We start from the raw sequence: 14226 nt of genomic DNA, 5'->3' as shown, positions 1-14226 counted from the left end.
TATTGGGGGTTGGTGCACGGTCAATACAGCGGCCCGCCGCCGAACAGTTCGCGGTGCGAGTCGGGCTGGTTGCCTTCGATGTCGGTGACACCGTAATCCAGCGCGGTCTCGGCGGTGATCAGGGTGCGTCCGCTGCGGGCCGCGATGTCCGGGTCGCCGGCCAGCGCGGCGATGACACGGCCGATGAACTCCGGTGTCTCGGCGTTGGCCAGCGGAAAACCCTGGAAGTTGTCCAGGCCGCGGTCCATGAAGCCCTGCATCACTTCGTTTTTCACCAGCCCCGGCCACAGTGACAGCGCGCTCACGCCGGTACCGCCGAGTTCGACGGCCATGTCGGCGGCCATCTTGTCCAGCCCGGCCTTGGACATGCCGTAGAGCACCGAGTGCAGGTGTCCGCGGGTGCCGAACGAGGAGATGTTGGCGATCAGTCCCGACCCGCGAGCCACCATCAGCTGCGCGGCGTACACCGAGGCGACGTAGTGGGCGCGCAGCCCCACCCCGATCAGGGTGTCCCAGTCCGACAGCGGGCGCTGCCAAAACTTCTCGGTGAACCCGGCGAATCCCTTGGGCGCCGCCCACACGTTGTTGACCAGCAGATCCAACCGGCCGCCCTGCTCGTCGGCGACGCTGGCGAACAGCGCGGTGATCTGGTCGTCGTCGCGGTGATCGCACTGCACCGCGATGCCGCGCCCGCCGCGCTCGGTGACGCTGCCGGCGGTCTCCTCCAGCGGGCCCTGCCGCCGCGCGGTGACATAGACCGTCCAGCCCTGCGAGCCCAGTGCCAGCGCGATGCCCTTGCCGACGCTGCGGCTGGCGCCGGTGACCAGGGCGATGCGTGCCTCGCTCATCTTCAGGCCTCCACCACGGCCTCGCCGAGGGGGCGCACCATCGACCACAGCTGGCGGAAACGGGAGCGTGACATCTTCCAGTCCCCGTCCTCGATGACGTACTCGTCGTCGTACTCGCCGGTGAGCAGCCGCTCGGTGCGCTCAATCAGGTTGAGCTGGCGGAACTTCAGCGTCCAGCGTCCGGTCGCCCGGCCGGGCCCGGTGATGGTGATGTCCGGGTGCATGGCGTGGTGCATGTCCAAGATGACGTGGTCGCCGCCCACGGTGTGCAGCGCGATGCGGCGGAATACTTCGGCCATCTGATCGGCGTCGGCGAAACCGCCCAGCGGGCCGTAGTCGACGTCGGCGCCGGAGGCGATGAAGCAGGCGCGGAAGGTGTCGGGGGCCTTGGCGTCGCAGGCCCGGAGATAGCGGTGCTTGAGAGCCTTGATCGCCTCGACCTGTTCGAGGGCGGCCAGCCGGTCTTCGATGCTCACCGCTCGACCCTACGGTTTTGTCGGTGGGCGGTGCGATGGTGGGCGTAACCGAGCAGAAAGGAGTCCGCGATGCGCACGCTCTTGCTGGTGGCGTTGGGTCTGGGCCTGGCTTTTCCGGCGGTCGCCGCCGCCGAGGTCCCGCAGCCGCCGTGCGCGGCGTTCGACACCTGCCGCTATATGCCCAACCCCTGGTACGACGGTCCGCTGATGCCGACCTGGAATCTGCCGGGTGTCTACGGTGGCCGCACCACCCTGCCGATGATGTGCGACCCGCAGACGTATTCGTGCCGGACGTATGTGCCGGGGACTTAGGTAGCGGCGGAGTCAGATCGCGACGAAGCCGAGCAGTTCGGCGACCCGGCGTTGTGCCTCGTCGCGCGAGGCGAACCCCTTCTGCTCGCCGGGCTCCAGCAGCGGCGGGACCACGAGCGCGGCGACCGCCAAATGCCAGGCGTCCATGGCGCGCAACGCGTGGCGGCGCACGAGTCCCAGGGCGTCTTCCTCCACCTGCTCCTGTGGCGCACCCAGTACGGTCACCTTGTCCACAAGATCGGCGTCCAGCGCGGCAAGCAGACCTTTTTCGTCGGCACGGCCGGAACGTGCGGCGCGGACCAGCGCCCCGGAGACCTCAATGCGGGTCCAGGTACCGGTCACGGTGGCGATCTCGGGATCGGCGAGCAAGTCAGTCGCCTGCTCATGCCCGTCCTCGTCGGCGAGATAGGCCCGCGCCAGAACCGACGAGTCCAGGTAGGCGATCACGGCCGGTCGCGCTCATCGGCGAGTAGGCGGTCGAGCTGTGCTCCCAGGCCGCAGGTCGAAGCGATCGCGCGCTGCCGGCGGGCGGCGCTCATCGGCCGGGCAGGCATCGTTCGCAGTGCACCCGAAGCCGCGGCGGCCGCCCGGAGTTTCGCTCGCCGGTCACCGGAGTCCGCCTCGGCAGCGGCGTCGAGGATCTCGGTGGCCAGCGCATTGAGGCTGCGGCCCTCCCGCGCCGCACGAGCCACCAGTCGTCGGTGCAGGTCTTCGGGTACCCGAAGAAGAAGCTGCTTCACATACCCGATGATAGCAATGTCCATGCGCTGATATCACTGTCATCGATTCACGCCGACTCGGCACGGTCAGCTCGCAGCGCATCGCATGCCGCGGTGAACCGGCTCCACTCGCCCGTGGGGAGTCCGGGAGCACGGTAGGGCGCTTCGGGTTCCCGCTTACGGATCCAGGCCCGAGCACTGGCTGCGGCGGCTCCCAGGTCCAGTTCGGGTAACCGCAGCGCCGGCCCGCAGCGGCTTACTTGTTCTTCGAACCCGTCCCCCCATGCTTCGGTGTGCCAGCCGGGCCACAGGTCCGGCAACTCCCGGCTGATTCCGTACGAATCGAAGGTGTGCCACTCCCCCAAAGCGTTTCGGCCGACGTCGATATGAACGCCGCCCTCGGGAATGGTATTCAGTTTGAGTCGGGTCAGGCCGGCTCCGGGCAGCTTGTCGAGCAGGGCCGGGCCGTGCCATGCCTGACTGAGGCGCCACCACAGCGGCCAGAATCGGAGACTTCCCGACTCATCGATGACTGAGACCAGGTGGCAGAGCCCATTTCGTTTCCGCGCGAGTCGAATCTGCGGGCTTCGGTCCCACTCGATTGGTGGCAGGTTGGCGCCGACGTAGTCCACCAGTTCGGCGGTGCCGTCGTAGGCGTAGCAGACCTCGTACGCCGGCCACAGGACGTCAAGGACCTTCAGCATCGCGCGTCGCTCCGCCATCTCGACCATCAGCTCGTCACCGAAGAACAACAGCCGGCGCTGGTCCAGGTCGATCACCGCGCCGCCATCGGCCCAAATGGGATCAACCCAATCCGTCTCCCAGCGGGCCTCCATCGCGCGCGCGTAGCGCACCGCGAAGTCTGGACCACCGACCAGCGCGTCGAGCATGCGATAGCCCGTGCAGTGCGCGTAATATAGTCGCCAGCCCTGTTTTTCGACGACGACGAAGTTCGCCCGATTCCCCATCCCTCACCAACCCTTTCCCGGTTGGCGACGAGTCTGCGCCCAGCGGCCGATGCCGGCCAGTCACCCAGCCGCGGACTGTGGATAGATGGCGCGAGGGTCACGGCTTCGCCAGCCGCACACCGCACGTCGGGCACCACCGGACCTCGCGGCCGAGCAACGCTTGAAGCGACGACAGGTCCTCGGAGTGCAAAGTGCACGCCTGCCGAGCCAGATGGTTGCGAATCGTGTCCACGATGAACTGCGCGCGTTCGACCGGACGCGTTCCATAGCTGTCGGTATAGATGGTGCCCTCGGCGATCACGTCCCCTTCGTCGAGCTCACGCGGCTCGGTCTGGGGTTTGCCCTGCGGATCGGTCCCGACGAGGGCGTCGGCGAAACGCCCGGATGGTCGCATGTCGAGTTCAATCTGCCACTCGTCATGACGCTCGCGGAAGTAGAACGAATGTCCGTCGACTTCACCGCGCCACTGCTCCGGCGCCATCCCGCCATGGCTCCGCACTGTCACACCTTCTTGAGCGGCCAGCCACGCGACCAGTTCGGCCTCGGCGACCCGCCGAGCCGCGATGATCTCTTGACCATGAGGGGATTTCCAGAAGGCATCGTTGTCGCTTCGCCACTCCGCCCACGCCCGGCGCCGGTCTTCGGAGGTACGAGAGCAGTTGCACCGAAACCCGAAGTCGTGCAGGTCACTCTCAGGCAAGCGCGGGTGGCACGAGCACGGGCACGGCTCACCGGTCTCGATGTCCTGCCAAATAGTGAGCGTGTTCAGCGCGACGTCCGCCAGGGTGGCGGCATCGGCTGCGCCGTGCAGATCGAAAGCTGCGGTCAGGTAATCGCGGTAACGCCGGCGGGAGACCTCACGCGCACGCTCTCGCTGCCGCCGGTATTCGGCAGCAGCGTCAGAATCTCCCATCTTGAAAATGAAGAGCTCTGGTTCCTCGTCCACCCTGTCCAGAGTGGCACAGCAGCGACGATCTTGTCATCGACGAATCCGGACTTGACCGCTACTCAAATCCCCAGCTTGCGCGCCAGATCCGGGCCGCCCACCGTGGCGATGAAGTCCCGGTCGCCGCAGACCACGAGTTGATCCCGGGCCCGCGACATTCCGACGTAGAGCCGTTCGCGGGCCCGCTCGACCGGCCCGGCGGCATCGACCACGAGCACGACGGCGCGGCGCTCTAATCCCTTGAATCCCAGCACATGTCCGTAGAAGACCTGATCGGCGTCCCAGAAACTGTCCCAGTAGGCCGCGTTGCCCTGCTCCTGACGGGAAATCTGCTCGGGGTGGCGGCTACCGGTGGTCAGCAAGGCCACGTCTTCGGGACGCCAGCCGTCATCGAGCAGCTTCTCGACCTGATCGTCGCCGGTCTCCGCCGCATCAGCCCGGCTGCACGGCACGAAGTGGACCTCCGGTCCGTCGGCGCCCAGGTAGCGGATCGGGTGATCCACCAGCGGCTGGAACGTGCTGGCGATCTGGCGGGTGTTGCGCAGGTTGCGGTCCAGCACCAGCGGGACCAGCGGCACCGGCGGAGTGCCCTGCCGGTCGAACACCCGCTGACCCTCATCGCTGAACACGAACAGCCCGCCCTCCTCTTCGTCGCGCAGTGACGCCAGCACCGGATCCCACCAGGCGTCGGCGAAGTCCTGGGCCTCGTCGACCACCACCGCGTCGAACCGTTGCCCGTCGTCGAGGTGCTGCGCCAACTCGAGCATCTGCTGCGGCAGCTGCTCCTCCCAGAAGCGCACCGACTCCCCCGAGTGCGTTGGGCCGTCAGGTGCACCCCACGCCACGCCCAGGGAATGGAACTCACCGACGTAGGCGGGCTTCTGGCGACGCTGCCAGGTCCCGGTGATCCGCCTGAGGTAGGACGCCAGGCCGTGCGAACAGCACAGCAGCGCAACCCGTTTCCCCTCGGATGCCAGCCGGCGCGCCTGCTCCACCGCCAAATAGGTTTTGCCGCTGCCGGCGCTGCCGCGCACTTGCACCCGGTTGAGCAGCCGGATGGCTTCTAAGATCACGGCCTGCTGCTCGGTGAGGGCATCGGCGGCGCTGTCGTTGGCCAGCGCGCGGGCGACCACGTCGCGCTGCGGCAGGCCTCGTCCGCCCAGGACGCTGCGGAATTGGTCGATGCCTTCGGCCGTCAGCAGTGGGCGGTCCAGTTCCTGGCGAACGAGCACATAGCGCAGTCGAGACGCCAGCTGCGGCAAGTTGTTTCGGTCGACCACCTTCCAGCGCGGACAGTCGGCCAGCTCGAAGTCGTCGGGCAGCTCGGTGTGCGGCAAGGCCACGATGTGGTCCCAGCGCAGCCGGCCCTGCGTCCAGCGCGGATCGTGCTCGATGTAGTCCCGCAGCGCATAACAGGCCTCGCGCGCCTGCCGCACGGGTTCGATCCGGCACTTCTTGCCGCCGCGCATCTGATGCCACCCGGCCCCGTCGTGCCAGACTTCGCCGCCTTTGACCTCGATGCAGATGATGCCGGCGCCCTCGATCGCGACGACGAAATCGATCTCGTGGTCTTTGAGGTGGTCGGTGACGCGCTGGCCCGCGACCACGACGTCACCGTCGTGGAGCTGCTCGATCAGCGCCTGGTAGACGTGGCGCTCGGAGGAGCTGGCGAACCTCGGGTTTTCCGGCAGTGAAACGGGCACGCCGATGAGCGTGCCACGTTCGGGGACTTCGGCTGCTGTGGTTGGGGCGAATCAGCAGGCGCGGCCGGCGAAGAACGCCGCCGATACCAGACCGACGCACAACGCCACCGTCGTCTGCCCCATCAGGCCGGCTCCAACAGTGGCAGTGGCGGCGGTGAGGCCCAGGCCGCTCAAGAAAGTCGTCATGGCCATCATCTCCTGTGGTTTAGATCACAACCATTTTTTTTCGTGGTCTACACCACATCATATCTCTAAGGAAAATGCCAGTCCCGTCGCATTCACCAAAAAGGCGCCGAAATTTAATACGGCTCGCCGACCTGCACGGTCAAGCCGGGCCGAGGCTGTAACGCCGCGTATCCACCGGCGCGTATGCGCTGGTCAGGGAGATGCAGCCGGGTCTTGGTCAGCAGCCGGGCCAGCATGACCGTCAGCTCGGCGGTGGCGAATGCGGACCCGATGCAGCGATGCGTGCCGCCGCCGAACGGCAGGAACTCGTACGGGGCGGGGCGGCGATACCCCGGGGAGGCGGGGTCCCAGCGGCGCGGCTCGAAACGCAGCGGATCGGCCCACAGCTCCGGCAGCCGGTGGGTGACGTACGGGCTGAACACCAGGGTGCGCCCAGCGCGGATGCGCCGGTCGTGAAACGACAGCTCGCGGGCGACCTTGCGCGCGGAGATCACCGCCGGCGGGTAGAGCCGCAGCGTCTCGTGCACGACGCCGTTGAGGTAGGTCAGGTTTTTCAGGTCGCCGGCATCGGGGGCGCGGCCGCCGGTGACATCACGGACTTCGGCGGCGGCGGTCTGCCACACCTCGGGGGTGCTGAGCAGCGCGTAGACCGCCCACCCCATTGCCGCACTGGTGGTTTCGTACCCGGCGGCGATCAGTGAGACGATCTGATCGCGGATCTCGTCGTCGCGCAGCGCCTCGCCGGTCTCGGTGTGCCCGGTGATCAAGGTGGCCAGCACGTTGTCGTCGGCGCCGGGATGGGTTCGGGCGCGGGCGATCTCGGCGTAGATCAGCTCGTCGACGCGGGTTCTGGCGACCATTGCACGCCGCCAGGCCGGAGTCTTCAGCCGGGCTTCGGCCTTGAGCACCTGGGGCAGCCGATGGGTCAGGTCCATCAGCGGCTGCAATTGTTCGCCCAGGAAGTCGGCGTGGCCGGCCATCGCCTGGCCGAACAGTGCTTCGATGGCGCTGCGCCGGATCGCCGAGCGCAGCTGCGCGAAGATGTCGATCGTGTCACCGGGTCGCCAGGTGCCGATGACGGCGTCGGCGTTGGCGGCCATGATCTGCAGGTAGCCGCCGATGTGCCTTTGGTGAAATGCCGGTTGGACCAGGCTGCGGCGGCGACGGTGATCGGCCCCGTCGCTGACGATCAGGGCGGTGGGCCCGTCGACCGGCACCAGCACCTGGAAGGCGTCCCACCAGCTGAAGGCGTCGGAGTTGGCGAAGACGAACCTATTGGCCTCGGCGCCGAACAGATACACGTAGCCGTGGCGGCCGATCCCGGCGTCGACGATCGGGCTGCGACGCCGTTGCAGCGCGGCCAGCGCGTCGCCGGGTCGATAGCGTACGGGCTGGGTCATGTGTGCCTCAGAGTAGTGGGCTATCCGTCGACAGCGGAGTGAATTCCGGTGTGGCCGAAGTCGTCGCCCTTCCACAGCAGTGGTTCACGAAGGTCAGTCGCCAGGGCGTAGGAGAGGCAGTCCCCGAAGTTCAAACCCGCTGGATGCCCGCTGCCCTTCCCGAAGTCGATGTAGGCCTGTCGGGCCAGCCGAGCCTGCCGCTCGGTTACCGGCTCGACCACAAAGCCGGCCTCGTCGAGGAATTCATCCAACGCTCTGCTGATGATCGGATCGCGCTGGGAGTCCAAGATGATCCCACATTCGAGATAGGACGCCGCGGACAGTCGACGGGTCTGCGCCCGGGCGATCGCCCGGGCATAGCTATCCGCGTCCGCTTCATCTCGGAGGATCGCGATGATTGCCGAGGTGTCGGCGATCATGCGGGCAGGCCGCGCTCGTCGTAAAGCAGCGCGCCATGGTCGACGCGCTTCGCCTCCGGGCTCATGCGAGCCGCGGTCCGGCGACCGATAGCAAGCAGCCGGTGTGTGACGTCATCCGCCTGCAGGCGAGCCAGCCGGTCCCGCACTGCGGCCGCGACGGCCTGCGCCTGGGATTCACCGGTGATCCTGGCGATCTCTTTGACCGCTTCATGAACCGACGGATCTTTGATGTTCAACGCCATGACTGGTACCTTCCTACCGTCCTGATGGTACCAGCGTGTTGCGCCGTCCGCCCTCGACCGAACGATGTGGGTAGTTTCCAATCGGATAGCGCCGGCGCTATCGCCGGTCACCCGACCTGCACGTAGTTCTCGGGCCGGATTCGGCGCTCCCCTGACCAGCGGTAGGCGGTCAGCGTCCCGTCGTCTTTGACGGCGCTGAAGTCCACGCACGCGGTGCGCTCGGTGAAGTCCTCACCGAGTGCGGGCGAGCCCTGCCGCCAGTAGTGGCCGTAGAACACCGGGACGTCGCCGGTATAGACGAACGACTCGGTGCCGTCCAGCAGTTTCAGCTCCGGCAGCGGCGGGTAAGGCTCGCCCTCCGTGGTGGTGTAGCTACTGCTCATTACCGCGACGTCGCGCAGGGTGCGCGCGCCGCTGTCCCACCAGCGCATGCGGGCTTTCCCGCGCTCGTTGCCGTCCTTGTCCTTGTACTTGAGCTGGCCGCGCTCGACCAGGCTGATCTCGGGGCCCTTGAGCAGGATCTCGATCGCGTCGTAGAGCGCGTGCTTCTTGTCGTGTGCCGCCACCAGATGACGCTCATCGGCGAAGGGGGCGTTGGTTTTGCAGTGCTCTTGCACCACCGCCATCGACTTTTCATGCCAGCAGGCATGCACGACGCGCAGCCCGCCCAGGTCCAGCCACAGCGGCATGGTGGCAAACCACTCCAGGTAGTGGCGCTGTTGGTCGTCGGTGAGCTGGTCCAGGAATGCCTCGTGCTGCTCGATGTGTTTCGCGTTGCGGTCTCGCAGGTATTTTCCGCTGCCGGCCGGGTGTTCGTAGTGGTAGCCCAGCGCGTTGAATTCGTGGTTGCCCATGACGATCCGGGCGCTGCCCGCGTCGACCATGGCCTTGGCTACTTCCAGCACCCGCAGTTGCCCCGGGCCGCGGTCGATCAAATCACCGACGAACACCACTTGCCGATCCGGGTGACGGTATTCCGCTGCACCACCGGTGGTTTCGTAGCCGAGCTTGGCCAGTAACGCCTCCAGTTGGTCGGCGCAGCCGTGGACGTCGCCGATGATGTCGTAGCCCTGCACCGTGGACTCTGCCATCGGGGCCCTCCTATCTCCTGGTAGTTCGATTGTTTCAGTGGGGTCCGACATCGGGATGGCTGCGCCGCTGGCCCGCCGACCTTAAGGTGTCAACCGTGACCGAACCCTCCGACGCGGTACCGACACTTGCGGCGATCCTGACCGAGCACGGACCGGCGTCCAAGGACGACATCGCCGATCGGCTGCACGAGGCCGGGATCCCCGACCCGGACGCCGTCATCGACGAGTTGCTCAATGAGTTCAGCTGCCCGGCCCGCCCGCTGGCCGATGGCCGGTGGGCGTGGTTGCCGGCACTGCTGGCCGGGCGGGTCTTCACCCACCGGCTCACCGCCGAGGAGCTCACTTACGACTTGCTGGCGGTCGGCCCGGATCTGGATCCGATCTCCGAACTGTGCGACGACGACTCTGCCGAGCTCGCCGACGGCTCACCGATGTCGCTTGTGTTGCCCCATTACGACGACGAGCTGCTGGAGGAGCGCGGCATCCCACTCGAGCTGGTCGAGGAGCCCGGCGCCCTGCTGCTGGTACCGGGCACGCTGGCCGGCCTGGGGGTGGCGGCCGGCGATCTGCTCGGAATGCGGTTGACCGACAGGGGAATTGCCCTGGAGCCGGTCACCGCGACCACGGATACCACGCTCGGCGATCGGCTGGCTGCTCTGCTCGACGCGGATGAATCCCCGTCGCATTTCGCCTCGGTGGCGTGGGCGGCCTGCGCGGCCGACCCCGCACTGTTCACCAGTCCGGCCGCCCCGCTCAGCGAGATCGCCGACCAGCACGGGCTGGCCCGCAGCGGCGGCTGGCTGGCACCGGCCGGGTTCGACTTCGAGCGGTGGCGCTTCGAGCGCAAGTGCGCACGGCTGGCCGACCAGTACGGCCTGGATGACGATGATGCCTTCGTGCTGACCACGCTGGTCGAGATGCACGCTCAGATGGCGGCTGTGCTCGACCTCGCAATAGATGCAGAAGACGAGGAGGATACCGCCGTCGACGAGCCCGCCGACACCGAGCCCGCCGACGGACAATACGCGGAGGTTCTCGGCGAACTGGGTGCGGCACTGGCCAATCCGGTGCTGGCGCTGTCCTTGATGGAGGAGGCGACCCGCGCCGGACGGCGGGGTGCCGCCGCGCTGGGCATCCTCGCCGAGTCGCTGCAGTCCAAGGTGCCGCGCTCGGCGCGGGTGGCGACGCACTGGCTGCAGGCGATGGCGTGCGAGGGGCTCGGCGACGTCGCCGGGTGCGAACGCGAGCTGTTGGCCGCCGAATCATTGGACCCGGACTGGCCACTGACGTTGCTGACGCTGGCCCGGATCGCCTCCGATCGCGGTGACGCCGAGGCGGGTTTGGGGCTGCTGCGGCGCGCCGGCGTCGGAGCCGATCACCCGCTGGTGCGTCTGCTGGAACAGCACCGGGCGCAGCCGCGTACCGACGTCGGCCGCAACGAGCCGTGCTGGTGCGGGTCGGGGCGCAAGTACAAGAAGTGCCACCTGGGCAATGAGCAGCTGTCGCTGGCCGAGCGGGTGCGCTGGCTCTACGCCAAGGCCCACCAACAGGTGCTCGGTGGCGAGTGGGGCGAGTTGCTGATGCTGGCCGGCTACGAACGCATCCGCTACGTCGAGGATGAGATCGATGACCTGGTGGCGGCGGCCAAGACCGACCCGCTGGCGATCGACACGGTGCTGTTCGAGGGTGGGGCGTTCGCCGAATTCCTGGAGTTACGTGGCGAATTGCTGCCCGAGGACGAAAGGAAGCTGGCCGAGCAGTGGCTGGGGGTGCCGCGCTCGGTGTTCGAAGTCGAGCAGGCCCGCCCCGGCCACAGCGTCACCGTGCGCGACGTGCGCACCGGCGAGGTTCTTGAGGTCACCGAGCGGGGCCGCGCGCTGGAGCGCGGGCAGCTGATCTGCTCGCGGGTGCTGCCAACCGGCGAGGGTTTCGCGTTCTTCGGCGGGATCGATCCGGTCGAGCCCGATGAGCGCGATGAGCTGCTTGCGCTGCTTGATCACGCCCCAGATCCGGTGGAGCTGGTGGGCTTTCTGAGTCGGCGATTCGCCGAGGCGGAGCTGGACGATGATCAGTAGCCGTAGAACTCGGCGGACTTGATGGCGTCGTCGTCGACGCCCAGGTCCTGCAGTAGGTCGAGCATCGCCAGCGCCATCGGCGGTGGCCCGGCCACGTAGTAGACCGGGCTGGTGAGGTCCGGCAGGTGCTGTTTGAGCAGCTCGGCATCGATGACTCCGGTCTGGCCCGACCACGGCTGCGCTGAGGTGTCCGGGTCGGTCATCGTGGCGATCAACCGGTATTGCGGATTGGACCGCTGCAGCTCGTGCAACTCCGGCAGGAACGGCGCCAGTTCGGGCCGCCAGTTGGAGTAGAAGAGATACAGCGGATGTTGCAGGGCTTCGCGCGCGGCATGCCGGGCTATGGACAGGAACGGTGTGATCCCGATGCCACCGGCGATCAGCACTGCCGGCCGAGCGGCGTCGCGGTGCAGGATCACATCCCCGTCGGCTTCGCTGATCTGGACCGCGGTCCCGATCGGTGCGTCGCGGAGTACCTGCTTGAACGCGCCGTCCCGCAGGCGCATTGCGACCATCAACTCGGGTTCGTGTGGGGCGCTGGCGATGGTGAACTCGCGTGTCGGACCCTTGCCGTCGCTCTTGGGCGGGTCGATCAAAGTGAGCTGAAGTGACTGGCCCGCCTGGTAGGCGTAGCCCGCGGGGCGCGCGAAATGAAACGCCATGGTGTCTTCGGCGACCAGCTCACGTCGGGTCAGGTGCGTCTCGTAGAGGTCCACGGCTTCAGGAGGCGAAGCTGAACTCGGTCTGGGTCGACTGGCGGCCCCGGAACTGCAGGCCGTGTTCGGCGTCGGTCACCCGGTGCCGGATTACCTTGCCCGGGTAGGTCAGTGCGCCGTAGACGTGGCCGAGCGCGGTGTTGTTCAAGGTGGTGTGTGATCCGTCTTTGGCCCGGAAGCCCTCGACCTGGGCCTCGAAGATCCCGTCGACCTTGAAATGCCCGCTGCCTTTGTCGACGTCGAACTCGATCGGCGCCCGGGTCACGCCGACGATCTCTTTGACCAGGCCGGCCAGATCCGCCAGCGGCCCACCCGCCTGGCCGGTGAATGCGGTCACGAGCGCGTCCTGCTGGGTGTCGTCGGCGCGGTCGTCGACGATGACGAACACGCGGGTGTTGACGTCGAAGATGTTGTCGGCGTGATGCCCCAGCAGTCCCAGGTTGAGCCCGGACACGTCGACGTCGTTGATCTGGCCGCGGTCGATGTGGAACACCCAGTTGAATCCGCAGTTGTTGCCGTCGGCGTTCTCCCCGATGGTGCACGGGCACAGTGACCGGCAGCTGCACACCTCGGCCATCCGTCCGTTCAACTCATATCCCACGGCGATCTCCTTTTCAGTGGTGGTGTGTGCCGGTCGACGACTGCAGGGGTTCATACAATTCCCAGCCGGGCAGGTGGTTTCCGAACAGGCCGACCAACGCCGCTGTGGCCAGCAGGCCAATCCCCAGTGGCGTGACGATCCGCCTGCCCCAAGACGCGGTCTTCTCGATCAGCATCACCGCGGTGAGCGCCAGCATGGCCAGTACGTTGCCCAGCCCGGTGCCGAACATGATCAGCATTAACGCCCAGCAGCAGCCCAGGCAGGACCAGCCGTGGCGCAGCCCCAGATTCCAGGCTCCCGCGACACCGCGGCGGTAGTGCGCGAACAGGAAGGCTCTGGGGTCGCGGCACTGGGTCAGGCAGCGGTCTTTGAGCGGGGTGAGTTGGAAGACGCCGGCGATCGCGAGCACCGCCGCGAGCACCAGATGCGGCCGGGCGGCGATCCAGCTCAGCTGCGCCGGTGGCGCCCAGGCCCGCAGCACCGTCGCCACGGCGACCGCGGCCAGCGCGAACGCCAGCCACAGCGCCAGGTAGCCGGCGAGAAAGGCGGTACGCACCAAGGCCGTTCGCGGCGCGCGGGCACTGACGACGGTGAACATCCGCACCATCGGAATGGTCGTCGGCAACATCATCGCCGCGGTCATTTCCAGCCAGGCAGCGGCCAGCAACGCAACGGAGACCGCAATGCCCGCAGCCGATTCCGGCCGATTACCCCCGGCGATGAGGCCGTCGTGGTGATGCCCGGTCACCAGCAGCGCCACCCAGCACAGCGCGGCGATCGTCCACAGCAGCCGGCCCGGGTCGCGCAACCACTCCGCGACGGCAGCCGAGGACCGGCCCGCTACCTGGTCGGATGCCACCATCTGGGGCGCCCCTTCGCCGATGGATTATTTGGCGAACATTACCGGATGCCTATTGGGGCCAGGGGCAAGGGTTTTGGCGAGCACTGTGGTCAGCGCCTGGCCGAGTCCATGAAGCTCCGGGCGCCGCGCAGGGCGAGGTCTGACAGCTCAGGGCGTTCGGCGCCGGGCGGGCACCCGGATCTCGATGTCGGCGAGTTCCACCGACGGCGGGTCAGGATCGTCGGTGATGCACACCGCGACGCGACGCTGGGTGTCGGTGGCGACAAGTTCCAGCGGCGGACCATCGTCTTGCAGGTACTTGTCGCCCCACTGCACCAGCGCCACCAGGACCGGCAGCAGATCCTCCCCGGCCGGGGTCAGCCGGTACTCGTCGTGGGCCCGTTTGCCCTCCTCCTGATATGGCGCCCGGGTGATGATCCGGGCGGCTTCGAGCTGCTTGAGCGCCCGCGAAACGGCCGGCGCGGAGGCCCCGATCCGCTCGGTGAAGTCCTCGAAGCGGGTGGTGCCGTAGAAGCATTCGCGCAGCGCCAAAAACGCCGTCTTGGTGCTCAGCACATTGAGCAGTTTCGTCATCGAGCAGCCTTCACCGATCGACCATCGGGTGCGGTCGCGCAGGCGGGGTTCGAACTGCATACCGACATCCTACGTGACTAACGCTTGCG

The 14226-nt window shown here is 67.3% G+C and carries 18 protein-coding genes; 2 read left to right on the top strand and 16 right to left on the bottom strand.

The window, feature by feature from the left end:
* Positions 1-20 precede the first annotated feature (20 nt).
* Entirely contained in the window at positions 21-848 is an 828-nt protein-coding gene (locus A5771_RS20000) for an SDR family NAD(P)-dependent oxidoreductase (RefSeq protein WP_064856922.1), read from the bottom strand.
* A gap of 2 nt (positions 849-850) precedes the next feature.
* Positions 851-1324: a nuclear transport factor 2 family protein gene (locus A5771_RS19995; RefSeq protein ID WP_064856921.1), complete on the bottom strand. Its 474-nt coding sequence runs from the start codon at positions 1322-1324 to the stop codon at positions 851-853.
* Between the two features lie 69 nt (positions 1325-1393).
* Here A5771_RS19995 and A5771_RS19990 point away from each other — a divergent pair, with 69 nt between their 5' ends.
* Complete coding sequence (locus A5771_RS19990; RefSeq protein WP_064856920.1) at positions 1394-1636, top strand: hypothetical protein; 243 nt, start codon at positions 1394-1396, stop codon at positions 1634-1636.
* A gap of 12 nt (positions 1637-1648) precedes the next feature.
* Here the strand turns inward: A5771_RS19990 and A5771_RS19985 are convergent, their stop codons facing one another.
* The 10 genes from A5771_RS19985 to A5771_RS19945 all read right to left on the bottom strand — a co-directional run bounded on the left by A5771_RS19985 (position 1649) and on the right by A5771_RS19945 (position 9310).
* A complete protein-coding gene (locus tag A5771_RS19985; RefSeq protein ID WP_064856919.1) occupies positions 1649-2083 on the bottom strand; it encodes a type II toxin-antitoxin system VapC family toxin in 435 nt (144 codons plus the stop codon).
* Positions 2080-2376 (bottom strand): FitA-like ribbon-helix-helix domain-containing protein, encoded by a 297-nt coding sequence (locus tag A5771_RS19980; RefSeq protein ID WP_207545485.1) that lies wholly within the window; start codon positions 2374-2376, stop codon positions 2080-2082. Before A5771_RS19980 ends, A5771_RS19985 begins: the two co-directional genes overlap by 4 nt.
* 47 nt (positions 2377-2423) lie before the next feature.
* Entirely contained in the window at positions 2424-3323 is a 900-nt protein-coding gene (locus A5771_RS24205; protein ID WP_064856917.1) for a hypothetical protein, read from the bottom strand.
* Positions 3324-3420: 97 nt separating this feature from the next.
* Entirely contained in the window at positions 3421-4269 is an 849-nt protein-coding gene (locus A5771_RS19970) for a hypothetical protein (RefSeq protein ID WP_234783134.1), read from the bottom strand.
* A 62-nt stretch (positions 4270-4331) separates the two neighbouring features.
* A complete protein-coding gene (locus A5771_RS19965; protein WP_064856916.1) occupies positions 4332-5972 on the bottom strand; it encodes a nuclease-related domain-containing DEAD/DEAH box helicase in 1641 nt (546 codons plus the stop codon).
* Positions 5973-6023: 51 nt separating this feature from the next.
* Positions 6024-6158, bottom strand: a complete 135-nt coding sequence (locus A5771_RS24405; protein ID WP_267887479.1) for a hypothetical protein — start codon at positions 6156-6158, stop codon at positions 6024-6026.
* A gap of 113 nt (positions 6159-6271) precedes the next feature.
* The gene (locus A5771_RS19960) at positions 6272-7558 is read right to left on the bottom strand and encodes a cytochrome P450 (RefSeq protein ID WP_064856915.1); all 1287 of its coding nucleotides are present in this window, start codon (positions 7556-7558) and stop codon (positions 6272-6274) included.
* Positions 7559-7578: 20 nt separating this feature from the next.
* Entirely contained in the window at positions 7579-7977 is a 399-nt protein-coding gene (locus A5771_RS19955; protein WP_064856914.1) for a type II toxin-antitoxin system VapC family toxin, read from the bottom strand.
* Positions 7974-8219 carry a type II toxin-antitoxin system VapB family antitoxin gene (locus A5771_RS19950; RefSeq protein WP_064856913.1) on the bottom strand — a complete coding sequence of 82 codons (246 nt, stop codon included), beginning with the start codon at positions 8217-8219 and terminating at the stop codon, positions 7974-7976. Before A5771_RS19950 ends, A5771_RS19955 begins: the two co-directional genes overlap by 4 nt.
* Positions 8220-8326: 107 nt before the next feature.
* Positions 8327-9310, bottom strand: coding sequence for a metallophosphoesterase (locus A5771_RS19945; protein ID WP_064856912.1), 984 nt, complete (start codon positions 9308-9310; stop codon positions 8327-8329).
* A gap of 95 nt (positions 9311-9405) precedes the next feature.
* Between A5771_RS19945 and A5771_RS19940 the strand changes: the two genes are divergently transcribed.
* Positions 9406-11385, top strand: a complete 1980-nt coding sequence (locus tag A5771_RS19940) for an SEC-C domain-containing protein (protein ID WP_064856911.1) — start codon at positions 9406-9408, stop codon at positions 11383-11385.
* On the opposite strand, the gene A5771_RS19935 is transcribed toward A5771_RS19940, so the two are convergent.
* The 4 genes from A5771_RS19935 to A5771_RS19920 all read right to left on the bottom strand — a co-directional run bounded on the left by A5771_RS19935 (position 11379) and on the right by A5771_RS19920 (position 14197).
* On the bottom strand, positions 11379-12101 hold the full coding sequence (locus A5771_RS19935) for a ferredoxin--NADP reductase (protein ID WP_064856910.1): 723 nt from the start codon (positions 12099-12101) through the stop codon (positions 11379-11381). The genes A5771_RS19940 and A5771_RS19935 overlap by 7 nt on opposite strands.
* Before the next feature lie 4 nt (positions 12102-12105).
* A complete protein-coding gene (locus A5771_RS19930) occupies positions 12106-12702 on the bottom strand; it encodes a DUF1326 domain-containing protein (RefSeq protein ID WP_064924584.1) in 597 nt (198 codons plus the stop codon).
* A gap of 13 nt (positions 12703-12715) precedes the next feature.
* Positions 12716-13564, bottom strand: a complete 849-nt coding sequence (locus A5771_RS19925; protein WP_064856908.1) for a DUF2182 domain-containing protein — start codon at positions 13562-13564, stop codon at positions 12716-12718.
* 147 nt (positions 13565-13711) lie between these two features.
* Positions 13712-14197 carry a winged helix-turn-helix transcriptional regulator gene (locus A5771_RS19920; RefSeq protein ID WP_064856907.1) on the bottom strand — a complete coding sequence of 162 codons (486 nt, stop codon included), beginning with the start codon at positions 14195-14197 and terminating at the stop codon, positions 13712-13714.
* Between the last annotated feature and the right edge of the window lie 29 nt (positions 14198-14226).

The organism is Mycolicibacter sinensis (assembly GCF_001667375.1).
In the GTDB taxonomy this organism is placed as follows: Bacteria; Actinomycetota; Actinomycetes; order Mycobacteriales; family Mycobacteriaceae; genus Mycobacterium; species Mycobacterium sinense_A.
The sequence above is the reverse complement of the archived record's forward strand: the minus strand, read 5'-3'. Positions and strand labels throughout refer to the sequence as shown.

Coding starts and splice junctions, on each gene's coding strand:
- A5771_RS20000 (WP_064856922.1), bottom strand. CDS start 848: ATGAGCGAGGCACGCATCGCCCTGGTCACCGGCGCCAGCCGCAGCGTC.
- A5771_RS19960 (WP_064856915.1), bottom strand. CDS start 7,558: ATGACCCAGCCCGTACGCTATCGACCCGGCGACGCGCTGGCCGCGCTG.
- A5771_RS19945 (WP_064856912.1), bottom strand. CDS start 9,310: ATGGCAGAGTCCACGGTGCAGGGCTACGACATCATCGGCGACGTCCAC.
- A5771_RS19925 (WP_064856908.1), bottom strand. CDS start 13,564: ATGGTGGCATCCGACCAGGTAGCGGGCCGGTCCTCGGCTGCCGTCGCG.
- A5771_RS24405 (WP_267887479.1), bottom strand. CDS start 6,158: ATGACGACTTTCTTGAGCGGCCTGGGCCTCACCGCCGCCACTGCCACT.
- A5771_RS19990 (WP_064856920.1), top strand. CDS start 1,394: ATGCGCACGCTCTTGCTGGTGGCGTTGGGTCTGGGCCTGGCTTTTCCG.
- A5771_RS19950 (WP_064856913.1), bottom strand. CDS start 8,219: ATGGCGTTGAACATCAAAGATCCGTCGGTTCATGAAGCGGTCAAAGAG.
- A5771_RS19955 (WP_064856914.1), bottom strand. CDS start 7,977: ATGATCGCCGACACCTCGGCAATCATCGCGATCCTCCGAGATGAAGCG.
- A5771_RS19920 (WP_064856907.1), bottom strand. CDS start 14,197: ATGCAGTTCGAACCCCGCCTGCGCGACCGCACCCGATGGTCGATCGGT.
- A5771_RS24205 (WP_064856917.1), bottom strand. CDS start 3,323: ATGGGGAATCGGGCGAACTTCGTCGTCGTCGAAAAACAGGGCTGGCGA.